Genomic DNA, 25,785 nt, shown 5'->3' on the forward strand with positions numbered 1-25,785 from the left:
TATCCTTTTATTTCTTCATTGCTTCATCAACAGCATTGCGAACAAATTCAACCTTCGGTCCGTAAACAACATGGACGTGGTTTGCCGATGGAAAGAAGAATGCAGTACATCCTGATTCCGCCATTAAATTTTTATCAATTTTATTCACTTCTGCGACATCAATACGCATACGGGTAATACAGTTATCTACGTTATGGATATTTTGTTTACCGCCTAAGGCTTCAATGAGGAGCTCTGCGATTTCTCCATAGCGTTTTTCTTTAATTAACGTGTTTTTCAGGTTACTTGACTCTTCACGGCCCGGTGTTTTGATATCAAACCGGAGAATCGCCCAACGGAAGATGAAGAAAGTCACGAGTGCCAAACCAGTACCGATAAGGACTAAGAATATCCAGTTAGTGCGCTCGTACAGCAGACCAAAGATAGTGAAGTCAAATACCGTACCCCGGATATAACCGATAGCGACACCAGCGAATGACAGTAATACAGCACCAATACCCACGATAATGGCATAGATTAAATACAGCAGTGGTGCAATAAACACGAAGGTAAATTCAAGCGGCTCCGTGACGTTACCAAGCATCGCAGTCAGTACCATAGTCACCAGCATTGATTTAACTTCAACACGGTTTTCTGCCTTCGATGTTTTATAAATAGCTAATGCGATTGCCGGGAACAGGAACAACGTGACCAGCATTTGCTGCTGAGCCATGAAACGTGTCAGGCTTGGCATCATTGCCCAGTATTCAGTGCCGGGACCTTGTTTGAATAACACTTCAGTTAAGGCCGGAACAACACCGACAAAGGTTTGTCCGTCAATCACATACGTACCACCTGCTTCGGTAAATCTGAATAATACGTTCCAGACATGGTGCAAACCGAACGGAATAAACAGACGCTCACCACCCGCAGTAAAGAACGGGCCTACAGGGCTAAGGAATACGGCAGAGAGCTTCATTAACCCCTGAACCAGGACTTCCCAGATAAACGGTAATGTCGCGCCGACCATGATCATCAGACCTACCATGATGATGGAAACGGACTTTTTACCGGAGAAGAAAGCAAAGGCAGTCGGCAGTTCAAGGTTATAGAATTTGTCTGTTGCCCATGCAGCAATTAAACCGGTGATTATCCCCCCTGCGGCACTGATATTTAAAGTTTGGATCCCCAGAACCTTAATTTGCCCGACCTGCCCCATAACAGCAGGATCTGCCAGTTTACCCGTAAGCACCAGCCAGATATTCATGGTGATAATCAACGACAGATAGCCCACCACAGAGGCAAAGACAGCGATCCCCTTATCCCGCTGACTCATACCGTAGGCAACCCCCATAGCAAAGAGCAATGGAATGTTGTCAAAAATAACCCCCGCAATAGAGCGGATGCTGACAAGCAGTGCGTTAACCGTTTCATTGCCGAGGAAAGGGAACCGGGCGATCATGTAGGTTTGTACTAACGCACCACTGATCCCCAGTATCATACCGATCGGAGCAAGAACCCCGATTGGCAGGAGCAGCGTCCGGCCAAAGCGCTGAATTGAGTCCCCGAACTTTCTTTTAGCCATACTATTTCCTTATGACGAAGAATATTGATGTTATCCGGATACTAGCACTGTATTTTTTAAATGAAATGATGGTGCGGTTTTAAATATTATCTCAGGTCTTAAATTATGACCCGGGTCATTTAAAAACAATAACAGTTTAAAAATCATAGTAATTTTTATTTTTCAATAAACATATTAATAATTATTTAAATGAATGGTTATTTTAAAAATAGAAAAAATAGTTGAATTAAAACCATTAGACCAACTTAAGCTAAATAATTAATTATTTTATTTACAGCAAACTTTCCAGTTCATTAATTAATAAGTCCACCAAAATAAAAAATCCCGTTCTGGACTTTGAGTCATCCCGCTTAGTGTCATAACTGTCAGAAAAACAAAAAAGTGAATTATTCGCATACGTAGTCAGCTCATTGGTATGGAAGGCGGTCATACTAATGATATGAGCATCTTTTAGCTGGACGATTTTCGCAGTTTCGATAATCTTTTTGGTGCCACCGGAAAGGGAAATTAAAATCACGGTATCGTCTTTGCTGACAAGGCGGGTAAAGGACTCAGAAAGGTTATAATCATTAATAAAAAAGCAGTGTAACCCGAGAGAAAACAACAGATGCTCAAGGTAATAACCTACCGCTTTACTGGTTCCCCGTGCCACAAGAAAAATATTCCGTGAGCCATGCAATATTTTCGCACAGTCCCGGATCTGATCTTCATTAATCAATGTGAAGGTTTTCTGGATATTATTTTCGAGTTGTTTTTTATAGGACGCCGGCTTTTTTTTATCTTCTTTGTTTTGTGAGAGGATGTGATTATTAATCTGGAACTTGAGTTCTTTAAACCCGCTAAAGCCTAATTTCTGGGATAAATTGATAATCACCGTTTTGGATACAAACGTTTTGGCGACTAATTCATTAATATTCAGCCAGGGAATATCGGTGATATTTTCCGTAAGATATTTTAATACTTTTTTTTCACTGACGGTTAAGTTGTCATAATTCTTCAGAAAATCCAGCATATCCGGCAATCTCCATTTTCAGCAGCAATACCTTCCGATAATACCTCATAATTTGGATAAACAGTGGGATATTATGAAATACACCCATAATTAACACGCACAAAAAAGCCTGTAACCAATGAGGTTACAGGCTTTCTTTGGAAGCAATAGTGTTCAGACTACATGATTACATCATGCCGCCCATTCCACCCATGCCGCCCATACCACCACCGCCTAAATCCATTTTATCGTCTTTAGGTGCTTCAGTGATCATCGCTTCAGTGGTGATCATCAGACCGGCAATAGAACCTGCGAACTGCAGTGCAGAACGGGTTACTTTAGTCGGATCCAGGATACCCATTGCGATCATATCGCCGTACTCTTCAGTAGCAGCGTTATAACCGTAGTTATCCTGATCTGCTTTCTTCACGTTGTTCACAACAACAGAAGGCTCTTCACCGGCGTTTTCAACGATCTGACGCATAGGTGCTTCCATCGCGCGCAGCGCAACACGGATACCCACGTTCTGATCTTCGTTATCACCTGTCAGTTCAAGCAGTTTGCTTGCAGCGCGAACCAGTGCAGTACCACCACCGGCAACAACACCTTCTTCAACTGCTGCACGGGTTGCATGCAGAGCATCATCAACACGGGCACGTTTTTCTTTCATTTCAACTTCAGTTGCTGCACCGACTTTGATAACAGCTACGCCACCTGCCAGTTTCGCTACGCGCTCCTGGAGTTTTTCGCGGTCGTAATCTGAGGTTGAATCTTCAATCTGCTGACGGATCTGACCAACGCGGGCAGCGATAGTCTCTTCGTCACCGATACCATCGATGATAGTGGTGGTATCTTTGTTAATAACGATGCGTTTCGCCTGACCCAGATCTTCCAGCGTTGCTTTTTCCAGCTCCATGCCAATCTCTTCAGAGATGACAGTTGCGTTAGTCAGCGTACCGATATCCTGTAACATCGCTTTACGACGGTCGCCGAAGCCCGGTGCTTTCACCGCAGCAACTTTCACGATACCGCGCATGGTATTGACTACCAGCGTTGCCAGTGCTTCACCTTCAACATCTTCTGCAATAATCATCAGTGGTTTGCTTGCTTTCGCAACGCCTTCCAGAACCGGCAGCAGCTCACGGATGTTAGAGATTTTTTTATCAACCAGCAGGATGTACGGGTTTTCTAATTCAACAGAACCGGTTTCCGGTTTGTTGATGAAATACGGAGAAAGGTAACCGCGATCAAACTGCATACCTTCAACAACATCCAGCTCATCTTCCAGGCCGGTGCCTTCTTCAACAGTGATAACGCCTTCTTTGCCGACTTTATCCATTGCTTCAGCAATCAGTCTGCCGACAGTTTCATCTGCGTTTGCAGAGATGGTACCTACCTGTGCGATAGCTTTAGTATCAGAGCATGGTACAGAAATATTTTTCAGTTCTGCAACGGCTGCGATAACGGCTTTATCGATACCGCGTTTCAGATCCATCGGGTTCATGCCCGCAGCGACGGCTTTCAGCCCTTCAGTAATGATAGACTGTGCAAGAACAGTAGCAGTGGTGGTACCGTCACCCGCAGCGTCATTCGCTTTAGAGGCAACTTCTTTCACCATCTGTGCGCCCATGTTCTCGAATTTATCTTCCAGTTCGATTTCACGTGCAACAGACACACCGTCTTTTGTAATAACCGGCGCGCCGAACGATTTGTCTAATACAACGTTACGGCCTTTCGGGCCTAAGGTAACTTTTACCGCGTCTGCCAGAACATTGACACCACGGAGCATTTTGATACGTGCGTCGTTACCGAATTTTACGTCTTTAGCTGCCATTATTTCTATTCCTTCGAATGCTTTATGGTTTAAGAAGATCTGAATACACTCAGTACGGTATGATTACGCTTCGACAATCGCCAGGATGTCACTTTCAGACATAATCAGCACTTCTTCATTATCAATTTTTTCAGCTTTTACGCCGTAACCATCATTGAAAATCACGATATCACCGACTTTAACGTCGAGTGGTTTCATTTCGCCGTTTTCCAGGATACGACCGTTACCTACCGCAAGGATTTCACCACGGGTGGATTTACCTGCCGCTGTGCCGGTCAGGACAATTCCGCCTGCAGATTTCGCTTCGGCGTCTTTACGTTTAACAATAACACGGTCGTGCAAAGGACGAATTTTCATTGATAGATCTCCTATAAAAAGTCCATATCAAATAACGTGGATTAAAGGTTCAGGCCGGATACTAAATTATCATTGCCATGATTCAGCAAATGGGGTCAGTCACCGGCAAGTTCAAGGGGGTAAGGACGAAAAAAAGATAAATTTAGTCATCTTTACCGAAACCAGTCAAAAAATCAGAGTTTGTCCTTCGGGTTGTCATCATTACCGGGTACTGACGGCTGATTGAGACTCTGTGACGGATGGTCACGACGATGCTCAAACTCACCTTCATAAATATTCCCCTGATTTGCGGCAGAACCGGAGAACGGCCCTGTACGCGGCTGATATACTTTAATGTACGGCAGCACACGGGAAACCAGGAATCGCTGTACCGGTGACAACAAAAGCAACAATCCTAAGAAATCAGTAAAAAACCCGGGAAGCACCAGCAGGATACCCGCAAGCACCAGAGAAACGCTCTTGATCATCTCTGCCGCCGGGCTTTCACCTGCCTGAATTTTTTGCTGAATCAGGCTCAGATTACGCATACCCTTGTTGCGAACCAGAGAAACCCCGAAACAGGAAGTCAATACTACAAGAACCAGTGTCATGAACACACCAATTCCCGATGCAACGTAAACAAAAATGACGGCTTCTATGTAGATAAGCAGACAAATCAGAATGAGGGGGAACCAACGCATAACGTCTTCCTTATTAAGGTGCCCTGTGATGTAAAAAACGTCTCTTTATCAGCCTTTGTGAGCTACCTCTGAGAGACGTACGATAAATTCGATTTTTCATAATAGTTGTACATAATGATGGGGTCATTTCATTATTTTTCAAGCGTCGCAGCCGCGATAATCTCACATAACATTTGTGAGTTATCGCACATAAAAGTAATAACGTTGGAAATATTTCAGTTAATAAGTGATCTGGCTAAAAGGATTCAACTTAATTTCAGCATATCATCATTACGAATTCATAAAACCGAGTGATACGCGCTATTAATATCGGAAAAATTAATATAATTGCTGCCTTGATTATTAAGTAAGGCAACCATTCAACCAAAGAAGGTTCTCATGTCAAATAATTTTCGTATCGAAGAAGACCTGCTGGGCAAACGTGAAGTGCCGGACGACGTGTACTATGGTGTCCACACACTGCGGGCTATCGAAAATTTCTATATCAGCGACCGTACAATCAATGATGTTCCTGAATTTATCCGTGGAATGGTGATGGTGAAAAAAGCCGCTGCCATGGCGAACAAAGAGCTGCACACTATCCCGCGTGCGATTGCCGATACGATTATTAAAGCCTGTGACGAGATGCTTATCAACGGCAAATGCATGGATCAGTTCCCGGTAGATGTATTCCAGGGCGGTGCCGGCACCTCACTGAACATGAATACAAATGAAGTTCTGGCAAACATCGGTCTTGAGCTGATGGGTCATAAAAAAGGGGAATATGAATTTCTCAACCCGAATGACCATCTGAACAAAGCGCAATCCACAAACGATGCTTATCCTACCGGCTTTCGTATCGCAGTTTATAACTCAATCACTAATCTGATTAAATCAGTTGAGTATCTGAAAGGTGAGTTTGACGCCAAAGCAACTGAATTCAAAGATATTTTAAAAATGGGTCGCACACAGTTGCAGGATGCGGTTCCGATGACATTAGGTCAGGAATTCCGCGCCTATGCCATTTTGATGAAAGAAGAAGTAAAAAACCTGCATTACACCGCGCAACTCGTGCTGGAAGTGAACCTCGGCGCAACCGCAATTGGTACTGCACTGAATACCGCGCCGGGTTATCAGAAACTGGCGGTTGAAAAATTAGCGGAAGTTACCGGTCTGCCATGTGTACCGGCAGAAGATTTAATTGAAGCCACTTCAGACTGCGGTGCTTATGTCATGCTGCACAGCGCCCTGAAACGTCTGGCAGTGAAGCTGTCCAAAATCTGTAATGACCTGCGCCTGCTCTCCTCTGGTCCGCGTACGGGTCTGAAAGAGATCAATCTGCCTGAAATGCAGGCTGGCTCATCTATCATGCCGGCAAAAGTGAACCCGGTTATCCCTGAAGTGGTTAATCAGGCTTGTTTCAAAGTTATCGGAAACGATATCTGTGTAACGATGGCGGCTGAAGCCGGTCAGTTACAGTTGAACGTGATGGAACCGGCTATCGGTCAGGCGATGTTTGAATCCATCTCCCTGATGAATAATGCCTGCCGTAACCTGGGTGAAAAATGCATTTCCGGTATCACAGCAAACAAAGAAATTTGTGAAGCTTATGTGTTCAACTCCATCGGTATCGTCACTTATCTGAACCCGTTCATCGGTCACCATAACGGGGATATCGTCGGTAAGATTTGCGCAGAAACCGGTAAGAGTGTACGTGAAGTTGTATTAGAGCGCGGACTGCTGACAGAAGCGGAACTGGACGATATTTTCTCTATTGAGAACTTAAAAAACCCAGCTTATAAAGCAAAACGTTTTGATGACTAATATACCCATAATAATAAGACAGATATAGAAACAGAGAGCACGTCATCGCAAGGTAACGTGCTCTTTTATTCCCCTGCACAAAAAATTAACATTTACTTTCCGGGATTTTACAGGAGCAATTATGCTGGCTATCGAATTTATTATCGTACTGCTGGCCATCTATCTTGGTGCCCGCCTCGGCGGGATAGGCATCGGTTTCGCCGGTGGTCTGGGTGTTCTTGCCCTCGCCGCCATCGGCGTTAAACCGGGCAGTATCCCGTTTGACGTGATCTCCATTATAATGGCTGTTATCGCTGCAATATCTGCCATGCAAGTTGCAGGCGGATTGGATTATCTGGTTCAGCAAACTGAAAAACTGCTGCGTCGTAATCCACGCTACATCACCATTCTCGCACCCATTGTTACGTATTTTCTGACACTGTTTGCCGGAACCGGAAATATTTCTCTGGCAACCCTGCCGGTTATTACTGAAGTCGCCAAAGAGCAGGGAATCAAGCCCTGCCGTCCGCTCTCCACCGCTGTCGTCGCAGCCCAGATAGGGATCACCGCATCACCTATCTCTGCGGCAGTCGTTTATATGGCATCTGTTGTGGAACCTATGGGTGTAAGTTATCTGCATCTGCTGCTGATCCTTATCCCGTCGACCTTTGTCGCTATCATTCTGATGTCGTTTATCGTTTCCTGGTTGTTTGATGACAAACTGGCAAATGACCCTGTCTTTCAGAAACGTCTTGCAGAAGGTGTGGTTGAACAGAACCGCCGTGAGAAAGTGGCGATTAAGCCTGCCGCCAAACTCTCCGTGTTTCTGTTCCTGCTGGGTGTACTGTCTGTTGTGGCCTTCGCTATCATTAACAGCAAAGGTGTCGGGCTGGTGTCAGAGCCAATCATGACAACAACCAATGCGATTCTGATCATCATGCTCAGTGTCGCCACACTTATCACACTGCTTTGTAAAGTAGAAACAGATGTTATCCTCAATTCCAGCACCTTTAAGGCCGGGATGAGCGCCTGTATCTGTATTCTCGGGGTCGCCTGGTTGGGTGATACGTTTGTTCAGGCCAATATGGACTGGATCAAACTGACCGCAGGCGATTTAATCGCCGGACATCCGTGGCTGCTGGCCGTTATTTTCTTCTTCTGCTCTGCATTGTTGTATTCACAGGCAGCAACGGCCAAAGCACTCATGCCGATGGCGCTTGCGCTGGGAGTCACCCCACTGACCGCCATTGCATCATTCTCAGCCGTTTCCGGTTTATTTATCCTGCCGACTTACCCGACTCTGGTTGCAGCGGTTCAGATGGATGACACCGGTACCACACGTATCGGTAAACTGGTCTTTAACCACCCGTTCTTTATCCCGGGAACTATTGGCGTAACCCTGTCAGTCTGCTTCGGCTTTCTGTTAGGCAGCCTTGTGTTATAACGTTTCCTCTTATGATCCGCCCTGTCCGGGCGGATCATCCTGATTTTATTTTCACCGCTCTCTCGCCTTTCACGGGCTCTCACGTTATTCTGAAAAGTATTGCTATCTTTAAAGGGAGAGCTTGCTGTGCAACGCGAAGAAGTCCTCAACCAGGCACTAAGTCTGCTGGAAACCCACGGCATACTGATGCCGGAAATCACTCTGATTCAAAGCCTGAACACCGATACCGCCCGCCTGCGTATTTTTTGGCCGACCCATAACGATCTGGTTTATGACTGCCTGCGTTATCATGGCAACCAGATTGATATCTGGCAGCGCCGCGTTCTGCTGGATGAATCCATATCCGGAGAAGATAAACTGCTGGCGCGTTATACCGCACTGGCAGAGCGGGTCAGGGAAAACCGCTTCCCCGGCTGCCTGTTTATCGCTGCATGCAGTGCCTTTCCTGACGCTGAACACCCGATTCACCAATTATCCTGCCAACAGAAACAAAGTGCTTTTGCATTCACGCTGGAGCTGCTCAGAGAGCTGGATATTGATGACTGTGAAATGGTCGCACGCCAGTTAGAGCTGATTCTGGAAGGCTGCCTGAGTAAACTGCTGATATCGCGCAGTCAGGATGATATCGCCACGGCCCGGCGGCTGGCAGAAGATGTACTGACCATCGCCCGCTGCCGTAAAAACGGAGCGCTCAGCTGATTTATGCGTTGCGCGGATAATATCTGCGCACCTTTTGCATAAAAAGAGAACACACGCACTTTTTTTATGTTTTTTTGGCAAAAAGGCATTGACGCAAACCACGGAATACGGTTTAATGCGCCCCGTTGCCCGGATAGCTCAGTCGGTAGAGCAGGGGATTGAAAATCCCCGTGTCCGTGGTTCGATTCCGCGTCCGGGCACCAAATTCATATCAACGGACCTCCACGGAGGTCCGTTTTTGCATTCTAAGCCCTTACAAATCAACACCTCTACATTCCCTTAACTCCACCCAACTCAATCAACTTCAACCCGCATCAAGTCCCTTGCGAGGGTACAACTGAGGGTATAGTCTGATTCGATAAAATTTATACCCCTTTTACTATCAGGAGATACCGCCAATGGCGCTCACTGACGCTAAAATCCGTGCAGCTAAACCGGATGAAAAACCTTATAAACTTGCCGACAGCGGCAACATGTTTTTGCTCGTTCACCCTAACGGCTCGCGCTACTGGCGGCTCCGCTACCGGTTTCTGGGCAAAGAGAAAACGCTCGCTATGGGTGTATATCCTGAAGTTTCGTTATCAGAAGCAAGGGAAAAGCGCGATGCTGCGAGGAAGCAGATAACCGAGGGAATTGACCCCTGCGAACAGAAAAGGATCAAAAAATCAGTCCCCGAAACAGCTCTGACATTTGAAGGCATCGCAAGACAGTGGCATAAGAGCAATAAAAAATGGTCCGAAGCTCACAGCGAGAAGATACTGAAAAGTCTCGAGACGCATGTTTTCCCCTTCATCGGCTCACGTGATATTACCACCCTCAGGACTCCCGATTTACTTGTCCCCGTTAAAGCTGCCGAAGCAAAAGAGATTTATGAGATTGCCGCCCGCCTTCAGCAACGTATCACTGCAATCATGCGCTATGCCGCCCAGTCAGGCATTATCAGCTATAACCCTGCAGTAGATATGGCTGGCGCTTTAACGACGGTGAAACGCCAGCATCGCCCTGCCCTCGCCTTAAATCGCATTTCAGACCTCCTTGAACGACTGGATGCCTACAGAGGACAACCTCTTACCCGACTGGCAACTAAACTTACCCTGCTTATCTTCATCCGTTCCAGTGAACTTCGCTTTGCCAGGTGGTCTGAGACCGACTTTAAGAAAGCCATGTGGACCATTCCTCCAGAACGGAAACCTATTGAAGGGGTTAAGTACTCACATCGTGGATCCAAGATGCGTACAGAGCATCTGGTGCCACTCTCCACTCAGGCGCTGAATATACTGCAGCAGATCCACACGATCAGCGGAGAACATGAACTGATTTTCACCGGCGATCACAATCCATGGAAACCCATGAGTGAAAATACCGTGAATAACGCACTGCGACTGATGGGCTACGATACAAAGGTCGATGTCTGTGGTCATGGATTCCGGGCAATGGCCTGCAGTTCGTTGATTGAGTCAGGATTGTGGTCCAGGGACGCAGTTGAACGCCAGATGAGCCATCAGGAGCGAAATGGCGTACGTGCGGCTTATATTCATAAAGCGGAGTTTCTGGATGAGCGCAGGTTGATGCTGCAATGGTGGGCTGATTTTTTAGATGCAAATGCTGAGAAATCAGTAAGCCCCTTTGATTTTGCAAAACTCCAGTTCAGATAGCTGCCCCCAAAACCTGTCAGAATAGTTCACGTTAAGCACCTCCATTTCGGGGGTGCTTAACAGAGGTAGTTTTTATTTTTTGAACAAAGATTGCATTCATGATTTTTCATACATGTAACCTCTTCTACAGCCGGTTATAAAGCTCAGCTTAGTGCCAGAAGTCAGCCTCAATCTAAGCTTTACTATCGGCCAAAAGTGAATGCTCAAAGCAAGCAGCCATCGGGCGAGCATGTTAACGGCTTTAGCAAAATGCAGCTTGCTAGTTCCCCAAAATGTGGCCAAAAGAAGAGCAAGGTATAAATGAAATGCCCATTATTGAAGCAACCCGAGGACGAAGATATGCTGGAACAAGTACCCCATCCGCAAGAGACACCTTGTGCATCTGCTTGTTTTAGTTAACGATGAATTATCATAGGACGGGAAGGGTATTAGTGCTAAAATTACTGGTTTTGTAATAACTCATATTCGGTGTCCTTAGGGAATTCGTTTTGAAGGGGTTAGGTAGGTGCACTTTAGTACGTTCCATTAAAAAGTACCGATGAGCGGCATTTGAAGGTGAGTTTGATGCCTGAATGAGCTAAGGTGTAAAGAGGTTTTCATGCGAAATTTATTTTTTTGTAGGTTAAAATGAACGAAAGAATTACAGAAAACATCGTTAGGGATACCCTGAGGAATTTAGGTTATTTTGATCATGAAGATATAATAATTGAAGAGCAGAAAAGTCAAAATACGAAAATACAAAATCTGCTGAGAAGTGCGAGTAAGACTGGAAGAGGGGGTGTGGGCGCCCCAGAATTCATAATAAAATCAAAAAAAGTTCAGGACTTTGTGATTGTTTTTGAATGCAAGGCAGATAACAAAAAACACGCTAGTGAGCTGTTGGATTGTCCTAAAGACTTTGCTGTTGATGGTGCTATTCATTACGCACGTTATTTAGCAAAAGAGTTTAATGTCATTGCTATAGGTTGTAGCGGTCAGACGCGATCTAATTTGCGTATTTCAACATATCTACAGCCAAGAAGTGTTGCAGGTTTTATTCCCGAATGTAAGCCATTGAATAACAAAAGTGGCACCCAAATTGATAAAATAATAAGTTTTGACAATCTCATTGAACATGCAACATACGATCCAGAAGTTGAAAAAGGTCGCCTTTCGGATTTAATGTCATTTTCGAAAGAACTTCACAATTACATGCGTGATTATGCAAAGCTCAGCGAAAGTGAAAAGCCACTTCTAGTAAGCGGAGTCCTGATTGCTTTGAGTAATATCGCGTTCTCAAAAGTATTTCCTATTTACACACCTGACGAGCTGCCAGAGAAACTCTGTGATGCAATTGAGGAGGAAATCAAAAAGTCTGACATCCCTCATGCAAAAAAACAAAATATGATTCAGCCGTACTCATTTTTACGTGTTCATCCAGAATTGAGTCGAGCGGATAAACTTACAGGTGAGAGTCCGCTCTATAACTTGATTGACAAAATCAACACTCATGCATGGCCATTCATAAGCGTATATCATGATTATGATATCATAGGGCAGTTTTATGGCGAGTTTTTGAGATACACAGGTGGGGATAAAAAGGCTCTTGGCATTGTTCTGACCCCTCGTCATATAACAGATCTTTTTTCGCGTATTGCAAATGTGCAGAAAGATAGTACGGTTTTTGACCCCTGCTGTGGTACTGGTGGCTTTCTCGTTTCCGCAATGCATCAGATGTTTAAAAAATGCATAACTGAGGATGAAAAAGCAAGGGTGAAACAATATGGATTAATAGGTGTAGAGCAGCAACCAAATATGTATGCGCTCGCGGCTAGCAATATGATTCTTCGCGGTGATGGAAAAGCTAATCTACACCAAGGCAGCTGTTTTGATGACGCGATTACTAAAGAAATTATTTCTCGCCAGCCCGATATAGGAATGATTAACCCCCCCTATGCTCAGAAAGGAAAAGGCCTTCACGAATTAGCGTTTGTTGAGCACATGCTTGATTGTTTGAGAGTCGGAGGGGTTGGAGTCGCTATAGTTCCGATGTCTTGCGTAATCACTCCACATGAAACAAAGCATACTTTATTATCTAAGCACTGTCTTGAAGCTGTTATGTCCATGCCTGACGAGCTTTTTACTCCTGTGGGAACAATCACATGCATTATGGTTTTCACTGCCCACAAACCTCATGAAGCTGAGGGTAAAAAAACTTGGTTTGGATACTGGAAAGATGATGGGTTTGAGAAAACTAAACAGCAAGGTCGGACAGATATATCAGGCCGCTGGGAAAACATCAGAGATAGATGGCTTCACTCATATAAGAATAGAGAAGACATCCCAGGCTTGTGCGTGAAGAAACAGGTCACGGCTGACGATGAGTGGTGTGCAGAGGCTTACATGGAGACAGATTATTCCAGCGTGCTTAAGGCTGACTTTGAAGCGGCTGTGAAGAAATTCTTAGTGTTCAATATATTGAGGGATGAAGAAACTCCTGAAGTCGATGATTTAGGAGTTGAGGATGATTTGGAGGCATCGGAGTGAAACTTGTAAGTGTCTCAGACTTGTTTGAAGTTAAATATGGTTCAAACCTAGAGTTAAATAAACAAACTATTGATCCCGAAGGTGTATCGTTTGTATCCAGAACAGCAAAAAACAATGGTGTTTCTGCAAGAGTATGTCTAGTTGAAGGTGTCCCCCCCCTTCCTGCTGGCTCTATTACAGTCGCGTGCGGAGGTTCTGTCATGGAGTCTTTCCTGCAGTCTGAGCCCTTTTATAGTGGCAGAGATATATATTATTTAACTGCAAGATTGGATATGTCTAGCCAAGAAAAAATATTTTATTGCGCCTGCTTACGCGCCAACAAATATAGATTTAATTATGGACGACAAGCAAATAGAACTCTTGCAGAGATAAAAATCCCATCGTTAGAATCGGTACCTGAATGGGTACAGCACGCCAATATTTCTGCTGCCGATAACATTTCAAAATGTTTGCTCGATGAAATTATTGAGCTTGATGTTAGCTCATTTAAACCCTTCAGGTACGATGATATATTTGAGATTGACAGAGGGCGTGGGCCTAGGAAAAAAGAGCTAAATGGAAGAGGTAAACATCCTTTTGTTAGCGCCTCAGAGTTTAATAACGGTGTGACAAGCAAAACTGATCACGTTCCAATGCATCAAGCAGGAGTTATTTCTGTCGTTCGTAACGGAAATAGCGTGGCAAACGCATTTTATCAAGACAAGCCTTTTTGCTCAACTGAAGATGTGCACATATTTACGCCTAAATTTAACATGAACAAATACGTTGCCTTGTTTTTATGTGCCCTCATTAAGAAGGAGAGATATCGTTATAGTTACGGCAGGAAGTGGGGGATAGCCAGGATGAAAGAATCCTTAATATTCTTGCCAGTCGATGATACTGGTGAGCCAGATTGGTTACTAATGGAACGATATATTAAGACATTACCATTCAGCGCTGCCATCTAAAGATGATAAAATGGATTGATATTCCCCCCGTAGACAAATTCTTTACTCACCACGAGGCCTGTCGGAAGGCCTCTGTAGTGGTGCCACCCAGCTCTACCAGGCGGCCATAGATAGCTTTTACGAAGCTTCTTTCGCCAAGAGCTGCATGTTGAGTGAGCTTGTTGTCAAACCCGCTCTGTCGAACCGGTAGCGCATATAAGCCGAGATATCGTCCTCATGGGAGGAGACAACTAATTGGCAATGCTTGAGCTCACAACGGAGTAGATCGGTCAGGGATGCAACGTTGACTTCATCCAGTGATTGCGACGGGTCATCAATCAGGATTAGAGGCACCTGCGAATAGACTTTGTTGAGCGAGAGGAAGAAGGCAAGGCTAAGGGCGGACACTTGGCCAGAGCTCATGGACATAACTGCGTCGTGTTCAGACTTCTCCGCAGTCAGGAATCTCAATTGCGTACCTTCTCGGCTCTCGATAAACAGGCCCAGGCCACGCTGGTAGTTTTGGATCAGACGGCCACTGTAGATGTGGAATATGAACTCAATAGCCGAAATTGTCTGGTCGGTATAACTTTGCTCTGTCTTCTTCAGTGTGCTGCGGAGCTTTTCGACTTTATCTTGTGCTTTTTGGGCTGCCTTAGTTTCTTTTTCGATAACTTTAAGATCGGTAATACAGGTTTGGAGCCTGGAATGTTGAGCCTCATTAGCTTTAATCGATATGTACTTCTCTTTGTCCTTCAGGTCTTCAGCCGTGACTATATAGAAGTCCTGTAGGTCTTTGAAAGCGCGGTTTGTGGTTTCTCGCCAGTCCTCCGGCAGCGCTAAGGCATCAGCTTCAACCTGTTTTTTATTTCTTAGAATCTCCTTAAGCTTTTCAAATCGCTCATCTACTACGTCATCAATTTCCGTGAATGCGTAAGTAAATTGAATATGTTCACTTTGCAGCTTCTCCAGTAGCTGGATAATTGCCGGGAGCCGAAGCTTAATTCTGCTCAGCGCTACATGAAGATTTGGTTCAAAGGTAGGCGTAAGAAGTTTCAGGCGGTCTTGTATGTGGGTGTTGATGAGTTTCAGCTCAGCGTCCATAGCAGCGATAAGGATAACTAAGCCTTTACCGTCCTGCCCTAGCGAATCAGAGATCTGCTTATTTTTTGCTTCAATGGCATCTACCATTGATTTGTGATCTTCCCAGTCAGCGCCACAGAGGGGGCACATCTTATCGTCGGGATAGGACTTTTTATGTTCCTCAAGCAGTTGCTTTTTCAGATGTTCCAATTCGGCTACGACGTTCGCATTGGTGCTGCTTTTTTCTACTAGTCTGTTTCGAGATTGAATTTGTGACTCAAACCACTCAAGGCGCCCATCTTCCCAGTTTGGTAGTGATCGGGCTTCTTCGACCTTGATGACCTTAGCACCGCGTTTGATGATGTTTGCTGAGCGCTCTAATTCATCAATCTCCTGCTTGATAGCTTCAAGCCCATCAAGCTTACCAAGGTCTTTACCGAACCGAGCCAGGCTTCTCAGTGATTCCTCGTTACGCTCGATGGCAGCATCGATTGTCTCGTTGTGAACCCTGGTTTTTATCGTGGCTTTGAGTGGCAGAAGGGCAATAATCTTACGAACTGATTCCTGGTAGGCTGCATGGTCTACCGCAGAATACGATGAGAACAGTATCTCCTTGTCCCATCCAGGTTGAACATCAGTCGTCGAGAGCTTTTTGTACTCAATGATCCCAGCCTCTGCCTGCAAAGAGTCTCTTAGGGTGGCTATCTCTTCTTTAAGTGATACAGCTTTTGCCGTGCGTTCCGGATTGTTGATGTACCTTGTAAGTTTAGTGTATATAGTGTTGCAGTTTTCGATCTCAGCTTCAACATCGCTGATGTTAAAGAGGTTTCCAAGTTTCTCCTTACGTTCGTCTACCCGAGTGTGTAACAGCCGGTTTTGTCCTTGCTCGAGATAGTTAAGGAAAGAGAAGTTTTCCCTGAAATTTTTTCCGAAAATTTCGTCCAGGAAGTTGTTGTCGCGCAGATTGTTCTTGGTGAAATCAGATGATTCAAATTCTGGTAGCTCATAAAGCCTGAAGTTCCCATATTTGTCTGCACGATTGTTTGCTGGTTTTTTGAATATCGCCGCAGGGCAATGTCTGGCTAAAACAAGTTTGCGACCATCATTAATGAATTCAATCTTGATGCAGAGATCGTTATCGCCAGAGCGACTGTTCCAGAAGAGATTGTCTGCATAGTCTCTCTTGTTCCTGGTTAATAATGTATTGAATAGATTTTGTATTCGATTGATCTGGCCGGTAAGCAGCAGTTCGATTGCGTCGAAAATGCTTGTTTTGCCATAACCGTTTGGGCCGTCAAGAGTTAGCAAGGACGCCCCGCCAAGGTCCAATAAAATATTCTTGAATGCTTTGAAACTAGAGACTTCAATCCTGGATATTTGCCATTTCATTACGAATCATTTCCTTGATAAAGTCGTCAGCGTTTTTGTCTGTGACTTGCTGGATAGTCGAATATATATCGTTCAGGTCGGTTTCAGCTACAGCTTCAGCAGCTTGCAACCTCAAGGACACAAGGTTCCCTTGATGACTAGGTAGTTCTAAGAATGGAAGCTTGATAAAGGTCTTCGCAGCGAAACTGTATTGTGTGGCGACAAGAGGGTTTTCTTTATATTCAAGAAATTCCTTTTGGTCAGCAATCACCGTTAACAGTTTGTCATAGGTAAAATTAGCGAGCACGCTTTCTTCCGCAACACTGTAATAGAGGACATATTTTTTATAAAAGTGCGGATCTTCCTCAATTGCGAAGATTTCTTCTTCGTGATCCTTAAACCTGGCCAGAACATCAAGGCGATGAATACAAATCAAGTCGCAGTTTTTCTTAAAGCTTGGGTTTCTGAGAAATTCGTCAGGAGCAAGTTGATTGATTCTGTTATTTAGTTCGGCCGGATCCAGGAGATCGTCAAGATTATGTAGGACTGCGAACCTGATAGCAGATCCAGACTCGCGAATATAAAAGCTTGTGTTGTCCATGTCGAGTTTACTGACAAAGTCATGGGCCAGAAGTGCTTCATTAATGAGTTGTTTTATCATTCAGTCGTTCCTCCGCGTCGTCTTTTGTTATGACACTAATGCATAGCGACTTGGTGATGTTGCTCTCAAACTTTTCAGTGGTTTGCTTGTTGTCAAAGTCATCCGAGCTCGTGAATTTTGTATTAAAAGTGAATGAGGTTTCCGCTTTACTGGCGATTAAATGGTTGTACTCAAAAAGCAGTCTCAGCAGGTCTCCGTTGTTTTTCATTTCACGGATCATGTCAAACTCACACTCTTCGCTTTCATCCACGTCAAGAGCGGTAGGTACGTAGAACCGATTTACGTTGTCAAGATAGTGTGGAAGATGGTTGAATATAGGTTCCATCGAAATAGCCTGTATCAGCTTGGTGTATCGCCGGATGTCGTTCTTCTGAACGTCTTGAAACCGCTCGGATGGTTTCATCATCTGGCAAAGGGTTTTTAATTCGTTGATGTGCGTTTTGCGAATATGCTCACTCAGAAGTCTGGCTCTCTCATAAGTGGCATCACTCATTGTTGGTAGCATCTGATCCAATCTTTCTTCTAAATGGGTTTGGAGCCTGGCCTTTAATTCAACTGCATAGTAATCCCTATTCTGGTAGGGGTTTTCGGTCAGCAGTTCCGTTAAAATACTCCTGGCCTTGATACGACCCTCGTATGCGGCTTTGTCTTCTGAGATCCCGTCAACTTGATTCAATTTATGGTTATGTATTGCCTTGGTGCTAATTTTTTCAGACAGTAAGCAGTAGTTAAAATTTATAAGGTTATCGCTGACAATGATTGACTGTTTTTCACATAATTTTTTTATGAGTTCTTTGGTCAGTCCTTCAATCTCATCCAAACCACAATGATAGTTGTCTCCATAGCGATAGAATTTTACTGTTTCTCCGCTAGTGCCTCTGTGATCGCCTGTCTCATCTAGCGGGACAGATACATGGAAGTAACGCGTTGTCCCCTTGATTTTATCGTGTTCGATTAAAGTTGACTGTTCCAGCGCCTTGATATAACCACTTCGATATTTACTTATCTTAGCTTTGACTTGATGGGCGGTGTGTAGTTTTCCGTTTTTATAAATAGCGAAGTCGTCACTGCTGTCTAGCTGCAGCTCGAAGTCCAGATCGTTATCGTGAATCAGTTTAAGAGAGTGATATAACGCAATTTTCCCTTGATAAACGAAGCCGCTCCACGAGGATACGGCGCTAGCTGGATACTTCTCATCATCTTCTTGGCTCACATAACCTCCTTTTATCATTAGCAAGTCGTCAGTTATCATCGGCGTTGTTCTGCTGCCGCCGGTGGCCGTATCGCAAACCTCAGATACAAGTTAAAAAAAGTCCTCATCGAGTCCTTTATGAATCATTCCCACAACTTTATATTTTTAAAGGTTGTCGTTGCTGGCAAAGCCTGAATATCAATTCTCCCGGCGAGTTCTTCCGAGCGAGGAGCCCAGAGATTTGCATGTAAACGCATTGCAAGATGCGGAACTGGTGTGGGATCCCAACTGGCGCGCTCGTGCACAACTCTCCCATCGACAGACCAGACGATCCGGTCTGGTCGCCAGTCAATGGTATAGCGATGAAAATCCAGAGAGGCATCGAAACCAAGTTCTACACGATATGGGGATCCTCTGTATCCATAACCTAAAGTTGCTCCTTCGTCGCCAGGATTGAAATAGACATTCACTAACATGCTCTCAGGAGCATCACCCGCTATTTCAATATCTATCTCCTGCCTTGGTGAATCACGATGCAGAAAGAAGCCGGTGACCAGACCAGAACCGCGAGCAGCTTTAATTTCTGCCTCAAACCGCCCGTATTCAAAAGATTGTTTTGATGCGAAGGCTCCCGCGCGGTACGGCCTGTTGCCGGTAGGTATTGCACTGATAGTTAGATGCGTACCGTCCTCATCGCAGACCAGGTTTTCCTTAGAAAACGAAGCCATATTGCCAGGAAAAGTTTCGACAAGCCCAATGAAGGATGGCGTTTCAGTCGCCATATCTGTACATAACAGACAATTGCCCACAGGATGCATCTCATTACCTGAGAGGTGTGCTGGGCGCCACCCATGTTGAGGAGGTAGTACCCAGGGTGAAACATCCAGTAAAAAACATGTTTCAGGTGACTCAAATTGATCCTGATGAGATAAATCACAGAGCCGATCCCACCTGAATAATCGGGATCCACGCGGTGCACCAATAGGGTACCCCTGTGCAGGCCTCGGAAGATTGAGCAGAGTACAAAGCGGATCCCACATTTGAAAATCAGACTCAAGGTCCGATAAGAATACCGAGCGTAATGAAGGTAAAGACTTCAGTTCAAATTTAAACCTCTGTTTAGCCCCCGCCTCCACAATGAATTTTATTTCGGCCCTTGCAAGCACAGTATTAAAAGTTTCAGGAGTGAGCGGAACATCAAGAAGAACATCAAATACCGTAAAAAGATTCAGCAATTCCTGGGGCTGGATTTCCTCTTCATCAGCATCGAATACACAAACCCGCAGCCCCAGCATAGCCAGAGCCATCGCCAGCCCCTCTCGTGAACCGCCAGCAGTCCAGGCCATCACTGAACATGAGTCAATTTGATCCGGAGCCATCAATCCCGTACCTGCATCAACAATCCCTGCGCGGGCCAGGTAAGGAAGTACGGAATAGGCGTTATCGGAAGCACCATCCTGTCGTTGCAAAATAGCTGGCTTTGAGAGCGCAAGCGCGCCAAGTTCATTAAAGCGGTAGTTCATCCAGAGATCCACTGGACCAACCACGGGCATTGCCTGCAACAGAGCTGCCGCTCCATCGCGTGATAACACATAGCCAGAAAGAAACCACAGTCCTCTTACGGGCCTGAAGAGGTCACCACAGCAAGTCATACGTTCAGCTGTTCCCCCTGCATCTTCATAAGACATATACAGTAAATGCGGCCCGTGATCCTCTGAACACTCTCGTATAGCGGCCCGCCAGCCTCTTGTGATAGCCGCAACAGCCCCCAACCGAAACCATACATCGTCTTCAAGGACAAGAACATATTCCTTATCCCCGGCAGCAATAGCCTTCCATACTTCCACATGTGACCTTGCAACAGCAATCTCCTGCCTGGTCATTTTGATGGGTTCATCATTGCTGAAATGTGCCTCCAGCCTTGCATCCGGCTGGACATAAAGCTGATCACCAATACAGTAGACCGAATCAACGTCAGCCGTTGCGGCACTCGCGCGACCATCCCTGGCATCCACGGCAGAAAACCGCTGTATGATAGAGGCTAGTGGAAAACCATCGTAAGTCCGGAATCTTTTGAGCTCTCTGCTCAACCTCCGCCACCTGCCGGGTTGACGATCGAGATTAATAACAACAATTGAACCGATCATTTCGGGACCTGAACCGAAAACGGGGATCCTACGACCAGGAAAGATACTTATTATTACACGTGAAATTTTGAATAATACCTTGCGCAAAACACCTGAAGCATCCTGAAGGTTCATTAATTCTGTCCTTGATATGTGGGATCAGGCTGAGCCCATATTACGCCAGTTACGTTCATCATTACGGTAGGACAGATCCCAACGCGTTTCTGCAATCTTTTCCCAATCACGTAACAATTCGAAATCGAATGGCTTCCCTTCCCTTATCAATTTGTGAGCGTGTGCTGCCAGTGCAGCAGTGAAATTCCCTGGCCCAGTTGTTGATTGAATTTCGGGAGAACGTACATCACTCAGTAGCGTTTCGGTCGCCCTAATAAGCGCACTCTGTAGAACCGGATGGCCTGCTGGGGCCACAATAGGGTCATTATTAATGTAAAAAATGCGCTCAGTCGTCGGTAAATCACTTCTCCAGATATCCGCAGCAGGAACCATTGAAGAGGACTGAATATCGTAACATAAAGGTTGTACTTTGAGTGTCCCATCATGGAAAAGATATTTCCAGTTGTCGCCAAGTAAAACATCGTCAGCATCAACGTATAATCCCCCCTCAACAAGTAAAACGCACATACGCAGATAGTCGCAGCGCATTGCCGGATGATAGCAAAGGGAGAAGGCTTTACGCTCTTTAGCGCCAAATTGTTCGGCAATATATGCCATTGCCGATTCATCGTTAAACATACTACATTCAAAACCATCATCAAGAAGCCGATCCCAGCTTCTGAGACAAACCATAACGTCTTCCGGTACATTGTGCTGGTCATGCCAGTAGCGAATCAATTTCTTGGGAATAAGGGGCGATAACTCCTGCTTATTAGTATGTAATGAAGCAGGATGTTCCAGTTGCTGCAGCGTAAGATCCCGGATGAATGAAGAGCGTAAGTCGTCATCCTCTTCAAAACCCGTTCGATATGAATTCATACTCCCCCTATTAAATCAACTTTTGTGAACAGCATACATGAAGTCCTCTCCAGATTTTGTCCTCAACAATGAAATGAACTGGCTCAGGGTAGCTCTTTATTTTTCATAAAAATAACTGGCTTTCCTTATATGCCTGATAACGTGATGAATCAATTAAAAGATATACCTGACCTTCCACCACAAACCCATCCAGGTGATGCTCCTGAACGTATACAGCCAGATCATTGATATTGTTTATAAAACCTTTCCCATTGAAGTTGAGAGATGTATTGCACAAGACACCATAACCAGTCCGATTTTTAAATGCTGAAAGTAATTTATGAAGATTACTATTTGTTGCAGTTGTAACGGTCTGAATACGTGCAGTGCCATTAACATGCGTGACTGCTGCAAGGGTTTCAGTCTTTGCTCTATGCGTAAAGAGCATATATGGGCTTTCGTTATTACAGCCGAACCACTTTTCAGCGTCCTCCAAAAGACAAACTGGAGCAATTGGGCGAAATTGTTCACGTTGTTTGATTTCGTTTAAACGAACCCTGGTACTTTCCTGAAAAGGAGCAGCAAGGATGGACCTGTTGCCCAGCGCGCGTGGACCTATTTCATATTTTCCATTCACCCAACCAAGGATGAGATCGTTAGCCAGCATATCAGCAACCTGATCATTGTCGACATTATAGACATCATATTTCTCTGAGCAGAATGTATTATCCGTTCTAAAATCTAATCCGCTGTAAACATCCCATTCAATCTTAGGATTACCTGTAAAATAGAACTGAGCATCAATCGCAGTGCCTATAGCAACACCGGAATCGTTAGCAACAGGAGGAACGAAAACTTCAGAAAAAAGCTTTGTCTCCCTCCATTTAGTATTCCAGTCACAGTTCAGACCGCATCCACCAGAAATAATAAGTGGTTGTTTTTTCTTTAAGTTGTCTTTTGCAAACTGATAAAAAACGTTAAACAGTGCATCACTATATATCCCAGTAAAGTTACGAAATTCTTTATCGTCCAAACCAACATTATAGTGCGGAGCTTTTTCAATATTCGCATAGTCGCAAAGTTTTCTGGCAGGGCCATTCAACAGAAAGTCGATGAGTTCTTGTTCTTCCGGGGAGGCTATACTTCTCTTTGAAAAAGATGCCAACGCCATAAGTTTCCCGGCATCTGAGAAGCGAGGGTAGGCACTGTCTTTGGAAAAAACTGGATCGGCTAATCCATAAACAATACCATAGCGGTTACCAGGCTGATTTTGAACATCGCCAATGAGCGTTATATTCAGATCTGCATCTAATTCGTAGAATGCTCCGATTCCTCCTTCCCAAACCAAAGCATAACAGGATGTTCCTTTTGGTAAGTCTGACATGCCAAATGCACAAAGTATGTGTGCTCGCTCGTGAGAAGACGAAAAATATTTAATTTTCTTCTTTAGGAATCGTCTTTCTGAAACCATGACATCTGTATCTGAGATGCCCCGATAACCAACGTTAATTTTCGAACCATTTAAATATTCATCATGATCCCTGGGCCACCATCCCCCTGCGCAAATTACATCTGGTATATCGTCGATTTCACCAATAGCATCTAATACGTCCGAAATACCCAGTGGAGAATAGCGATGGTTAGAATCTTTTTCTGCTTCAATAGACATAATTAATCGTCCATTATCCAGAAATGCCACAGCACCATCATGACCTGGATTATAAGAGAGAATTTTCATTAATTCATAACCTCTATATGTAATTAAAAGTTAGTCATCCATTCTTACTTGTATTAGTTTATACATTTTCAACGCACAACATCGCTGGCTTTACCGATACACTTAGATGCGTATTTTTTGTTATTCATCAACCTCCTTCACACTGGAATCGAAAATCACGTTCCTGTTATGAAACTTCTTTATTTTCAGCCGACTGGCCTGAGTTTTAATTGCTGCCACAGTTCGGTGAGGCAATTTTTTGGCAATTTCTGAACCTGGATAAGGATAGTATTCTCGCAAAATTTCAATTTCTTCAGGTGACCAGTTCTGGGATTCTCTTATTCCCATTTTATTGGCCTGTACACCGATTGCTCCCTTAGTGCGTCCCGGAAGTAGGGCTTGTACACGCGTTATCCATGCACCAGAACCGTAATGGGCCCACAATATTTCCAGTACCTGCTCTGACCAGGGAACGTTGATGGTTTCAGGTCGCTTTGCCAGGCCCATTTTTCTGTCCATATCAGCGACGCCCTTGGCGCTTCGGCCCAGCGATGCCGCTATTCTCGCAATGGGCACACTGCCATGATGCGCCTCAAGATACCGCAGTTCCTCGTCGCCCCAGGAGGCGTTCGTCACGCCCATAAGGCTTGCCTGAATGCGAATTGCATATATTGTTCTCCCTGGCAGAAGCGAATGAACAAACATAATACCCTTGTAATAATTCACACGAATAAGCGCCAGTTCCTCTTCCGTCCACACCGGAGGCCGGGGAGTGGATAACCCTAATTTTCGCGCTACTCCTCTGACGGCTCCTGCGCTTCTCCCCAACGTATCACCGATGTCCTGAGCAGAAAATTTTCCATATTTATTTTCAAGAGAACTCATCTCTTTTACCGTCCATGGGGACAGATGGTTTCGGCCTCGCCGCGTCTTCTCTGGCATCGGTTCTTATCCTTACTCCGGTGATAGCTTTGTTGCAGATTCTGTCAGCAGGCAGGGACAATAATCTGATCAACCCAGTGCAGTTTTACACAATAACAGAATGCGGGTAACAGCCTACTGATCTGCCGTCACCGTCGAGTAGCTACTGATTAGCTGCTTAAGGCGCAGCTCTGTCTGGATTTTTTGCGCGGACGGGATCATCCCTGAGTTTTCCCGAATGCTCATCTGCCGCAGCTGTTCTTCAACGGGCACTGTTTTACTGAGTGCCTGGGTAGCAGCAAACACCTGTGATTTCAGCTCGCTGACAGTAATATACTTTCCTTTTTGCCTATCCAGGGTATTGAGCTGTGCCGTCAGATCCTGCAGTTTGAGCATACCCTCAGCTGAGGTATTTGACGTGAGACCTGCTCCGGGGTGAAATCCTTCATGCTCCGGAAGGTCAGGCTGATGTTGTCTTCGCTGCCGTCATCAGCCAGCGTGTTTTTAACGGTCAGATTGACGTTTGGGGAATATTCGGACAACACTGAGTCGAAATTATTTTTATTCAAATCAACTTTTTTGCGCTCAGACAGGGGGGCAGACTCCTGACCATTACTGAAGTCGCCCGCCACCAGCAATTTCAGGGGGAGCTCCGTTTTCTTGCTCGCTCCACCCGTATGCAAATCGAGTTTGAGATTAATACGTGCTTTAGGGATTTCGGACTGAAAGGAAGAGTTAGACATGGCTGTCCCTGTTCTATGGAGTAATAGAAACGGTCAATGCCAGTGAGAAATAAATAAGAAAAAATTACCCTGCCAGAACAACTTTCCGGTTCGCGTCATCCGACGTAAATAAAAATCCCGGAACTAAAAAGCGGGCGCATTCCATCCACCAGCATGCCGATACTGTATTTTTGAGCATTTGTCTGAAATGAAAAATTTCGGATAAGACCCAATAGCCGGAGTGTAGGAACGTTCCCTGCCTGAACGGAAATGAAAAAATGTAACAATGCTTTACATTTTCATTTTTTAACAATCACAGATCACCCTTCTGATTTATAAGAATTTTCCTGCATAACCCCTTCAAGCCTTATGGGATAAGGGTGTGCAGCAAATGATCAATTTAGCTTAGGGGAAGGTTTTGTACAAAATACCACCATGCACGTGAAATATCTGATTTTGTACTTTTATCAAAAATGAGAAGCAGAACGTGACAGAGCAAGTGAAAAATTGACGACATTTTCAGTTTTTCATCATTTCTTATTATTCATTTAAACGGGGCTTATTT

At 44.8% G+C, this 25,785-nt stretch carries 18 protein-coding genes, 1 tRNA gene and 1 pseudogene; 7 read left to right on the forward strand and 13 right to left on the reverse strand.

The genetic code is table 11. The features are described from left to right. Positions 1 to 7: 7 nt before the first annotated feature. The 5 genes from ACMHKJ_RS12030 to ACMHKJ_RS12050 form a co-directional block, all read right to left on the reverse strand. A complete protein-coding gene (locus tag ACMHKJ_RS12030) occupies positions 8 to 1,564 on the reverse strand; it encodes a PTS transporter subunit EIIC (protein ID WP_413494207.1) in 1,557 nt (518 codons plus the stop codon). 271 nt (positions 1,565 to 1,835) lie between these two features. Further along, entirely contained in the window at positions 1,836 to 2,576 is a 741-nt protein-coding gene (locus ACMHKJ_RS12035; RefSeq protein WP_413494208.1) for a MurR/RpiR family transcriptional regulator, read from the reverse strand. A gap of 166 nt (positions 2,577 to 2,742) precedes the next feature. Further along, a complete protein-coding gene (gene groL / locus ACMHKJ_RS12040) occupies positions 2,743 to 4,389 on the reverse strand; it encodes a chaperonin GroEL (protein WP_067366612.1) in 1,647 nt (548 codons plus the stop codon). 63 nt (positions 4,390 to 4,452) lie between these two features. Then, positions 4,453 to 4,746, reverse strand: a complete 294-nt coding sequence (locus tag ACMHKJ_RS12045) for a co-chaperone GroES (protein ID WP_067366609.1) — start codon at positions 4,744 to 4,746, stop codon at positions 4,453 to 4,455. Positions 4,747 to 4,919: 173 nt separating this feature from the next. Then, the gene (locus ACMHKJ_RS12050; protein WP_413494211.1) at positions 4,920 to 5,426 is read right to left on the reverse strand and encodes an FxsA family protein; all 507 of its coding nucleotides are present in this window, start codon (positions 5,424 to 5,426) and stop codon (positions 4,920 to 4,922) included. Positions 5,427 to 5,804: 378 nt separating this feature from the next. On the opposite strand from ACMHKJ_RS12050, the gene aspA reads away from it, so the two are divergent. From aspA to ACMHKJ_RS12085, 7 genes are all read left to right on the forward strand, one after another. Further along, positions 5,805 to 7,229, forward strand: coding sequence for an aspartate ammonia-lyase (aspA, locus tag ACMHKJ_RS12055; RefSeq protein WP_067366603.1), 1,425 nt, complete (start codon positions 5,805 to 5,807; stop codon positions 7,227 to 7,229). Between the two features lie 121 nt (positions 7,230 to 7,350). Then, on the forward strand, positions 7,351 to 8,652 hold the full coding sequence (locus ACMHKJ_RS12060) for an anaerobic C4-dicarboxylate transporter (RefSeq protein ID WP_413494213.1): 1,302 nt from the start codon (positions 7,351 to 7,353) through the stop codon (positions 8,650 to 8,652). 126 nt (positions 8,653 to 8,778) lie between these two features. Beyond that, positions 8,779 to 9,351, forward strand: a complete 573-nt coding sequence (gene dicD / locus ACMHKJ_RS12065) for a division control transcriptional repressor DicD (protein WP_413494215.1) — start codon at positions 8,779 to 8,781, stop codon at positions 9,349 to 9,351. Between the two features lie 127 nt (positions 9,352 to 9,478). Beyond that, positions 9,479 to 9,554, forward strand: a tRNA-Phe gene (locus ACMHKJ_RS12070). 195 nt (positions 9,555 to 9,749) lie between these two features. Then, positions 9,750 to 11,006 (forward strand): tyrosine-type recombinase/integrase, encoded by a 1,257-nt coding sequence (locus ACMHKJ_RS12075; RefSeq protein ID WP_046051727.1) that lies wholly within the window; start codon positions 9,750 to 9,752, stop codon positions 11,004 to 11,006. Between the two features lie 627 nt (positions 11,007 to 11,633). Next, positions 11,634 to 13,532, forward strand: a complete 1,899-nt coding sequence (locus tag ACMHKJ_RS12080; RefSeq protein WP_136345331.1) for an HsdM family class I SAM-dependent methyltransferase — start codon at positions 11,634 to 11,636, stop codon at positions 13,530 to 13,532. Continuing rightward, entirely contained in the window at positions 13,529 to 14,479 is a 951-nt protein-coding gene (locus ACMHKJ_RS12085) for a restriction endonuclease subunit S (protein WP_046051731.1), read from the forward strand. The genes ACMHKJ_RS12080 and ACMHKJ_RS12085 overlap by 4 nt, the downstream gene beginning before the upstream one ends. A 117-nt stretch (positions 14,480 to 14,596) precedes the next feature. On the opposite strand, the gene ACMHKJ_RS12090 is transcribed toward ACMHKJ_RS12085, so the two are convergent. The 8 genes and pseudogenes from ACMHKJ_RS12090 to tssB form a co-directional block, all read right to left on the reverse strand. Further along, complete coding sequence (locus tag ACMHKJ_RS12090; RefSeq protein ID WP_046051732.1) at positions 14,597 to 16,930, reverse strand: AAA family ATPase; 2,334 nt, start codon at positions 16,928 to 16,930, stop codon at positions 14,597 to 14,599. Beyond that, a complete protein-coding gene (locus ACMHKJ_RS12095) occupies positions 16,905 to 17,570 on the reverse strand; it encodes an ABC-three component system middle component 1 (protein ID WP_046051733.1) in 666 nt (221 codons plus the stop codon). The genes ACMHKJ_RS12090 and ACMHKJ_RS12095 overlap by 26 nt, the downstream gene beginning before the upstream one ends. Then, positions 17,551 to 18,783, reverse strand: a complete 1,233-nt coding sequence (locus ACMHKJ_RS12100; RefSeq protein ID WP_046052091.1) for an ABC-three component system protein — start codon at positions 18,781 to 18,783, stop codon at positions 17,551 to 17,553. The genes ACMHKJ_RS12095 and ACMHKJ_RS12100 overlap by 20 nt, the downstream gene beginning before the upstream one ends. A 122-nt stretch (positions 18,784 to 18,905) precedes the next feature. Further along, positions 18,906 to 21,023 (reverse strand): family 16 glycosylhydrolase, encoded by a 2,118-nt coding sequence (locus tag ACMHKJ_RS12105; protein ID WP_046051734.1) that lies wholly within the window; start codon positions 21,021 to 21,023, stop codon positions 18,906 to 18,908. 24 nt (positions 21,024 to 21,047) lie between these two features. Next, on the reverse strand, positions 21,048 to 21,881 hold the full coding sequence (locus ACMHKJ_RS12110) for a glycosyltransferase family 32 protein (RefSeq protein ID WP_413494219.1): 834 nt from the start codon (positions 21,879 to 21,881) through the stop codon (positions 21,048 to 21,050). A gap of 103 nt (positions 21,882 to 21,984) precedes the next feature. Then, entirely contained in the window at positions 21,985 to 23,598 is a 1,614-nt protein-coding gene (locus ACMHKJ_RS12115; RefSeq protein ID WP_046051736.1) for a carbamoyltransferase C-terminal domain-containing protein, read from the reverse strand. Positions 23,599 to 23,718: 120 nt separating this feature from the next. Then, complete coding sequence (locus tag ACMHKJ_RS12120) at positions 23,719 to 24,462, reverse strand: SANT/Myb-like DNA-binding domain-containing protein (protein WP_136345332.1); 744 nt, start codon at positions 24,460 to 24,462, stop codon at positions 23,719 to 23,721. 171 nt (positions 24,463 to 24,633) lie between these two features. Continuing rightward, positions 24,634 to 25,241: pseudogene (tssB, locus tag ACMHKJ_RS12125) on the reverse strand (type VI secretion system contractile sheath small subunit). Between the last annotated feature and the right edge of the window lie 544 nt (positions 25,242 to 25,785).

The sequence above is a fragment of the Morganella psychrotolerans genome, from assembly GCF_965118875.1.
GTDB classification, from domain to species: domain Bacteria; phylum Pseudomonadota; class Gammaproteobacteria; order Enterobacterales; family Enterobacteriaceae; genus Morganella; species Morganella psychrotolerans_C.

Excerpts from the sequence above, each read along its gene's own strand:
- ACMHKJ_RS12030 (WP_413494207.1), bottom strand. The coding sequence starts at position 1,564 with ATGGCTAAAAGAAAGTTCGGGGACTCAATTCAGCGCTTTGGCCGGACG.
- ACMHKJ_RS12035 (WP_413494208.1), bottom strand. The coding sequence starts at position 2,576 with ATGCTGGATTTTCTGAAGAATTATGACAACTTAACCGTCAGTGAAAAA.
- groL (WP_067366612.1), bottom strand. The coding sequence starts at position 4,389 with ATGGCAGCTAAAGACGTAAAATTCGGTAACGACGCACGTATCAAAATG.
- ACMHKJ_RS12045 (WP_067366609.1), bottom strand. The coding sequence starts at position 4,746 with ATGAAAATTCGTCCTTTGCACGACCGTGTTATTGTTAAACGTAAAGAC.
- ACMHKJ_RS12050 (WP_413494211.1), bottom strand. The coding sequence starts at position 5,426 with ATGCGTTGGTTCCCCCTCATTCTGATTTGTCTGCTTATCTACATAGAA.
- aspA (WP_067366603.1), top strand. The coding sequence starts at position 5,805 with ATGTCAAATAATTTTCGTATCGAAGAAGACCTGCTGGGCAAACGTGAA.
- ACMHKJ_RS12060 (WP_413494213.1), top strand. The coding sequence starts at position 7,351 with ATGCTGGCTATCGAATTTATTATCGTACTGCTGGCCATCTATCTTGGT.
- ACMHKJ_RS12075 (WP_046051727.1), top strand. The coding sequence starts at position 9,750 with ATGGCGCTCACTGACGCTAAAATCCGTGCAGCTAAACCGGATGAAAAA.
- ACMHKJ_RS12080 (WP_136345331.1), top strand. The coding sequence starts at position 11,634 with ATGAACGAAAGAATTACAGAAAACATCGTTAGGGATACCCTGAGGAAT.
- ACMHKJ_RS12090 (WP_046051732.1), bottom strand. The coding sequence starts at position 16,930 with ATGAAATGGCAAATATCCAGGATTGAAGTCTCTAGTTTCAAAGCATTC.
- ACMHKJ_RS12095 (WP_046051733.1), bottom strand. The coding sequence starts at position 17,570 with ATGATAAAACAACTCATTAATGAAGCACTTCTGGCCCATGACTTTGTC.
- ACMHKJ_RS12105 (WP_046051734.1), bottom strand. The coding sequence starts at position 21,023 with ATGAACCTTCAGGATGCTTCAGGTGTTTTGCGCAAGGTATTATTCAAA.
- ACMHKJ_RS12110 (WP_413494219.1), bottom strand. The coding sequence starts at position 21,881 with ATGAATTCATATCGAACGGGTTTTGAAGAGGATGACGACTTACGCTCT.
- ACMHKJ_RS12115 (WP_046051736.1), bottom strand. The coding sequence starts at position 23,598 with ATGAAAATTCTCTCTTATAATCCAGGTCATGATGGTGCTGTGGCATTT.
- ACMHKJ_RS12120 (WP_136345332.1), bottom strand. The coding sequence starts at position 24,462 with ATGAGTTCTCTTGAAAATAAATATGGAAAATTTTCTGCTCAGGACATC.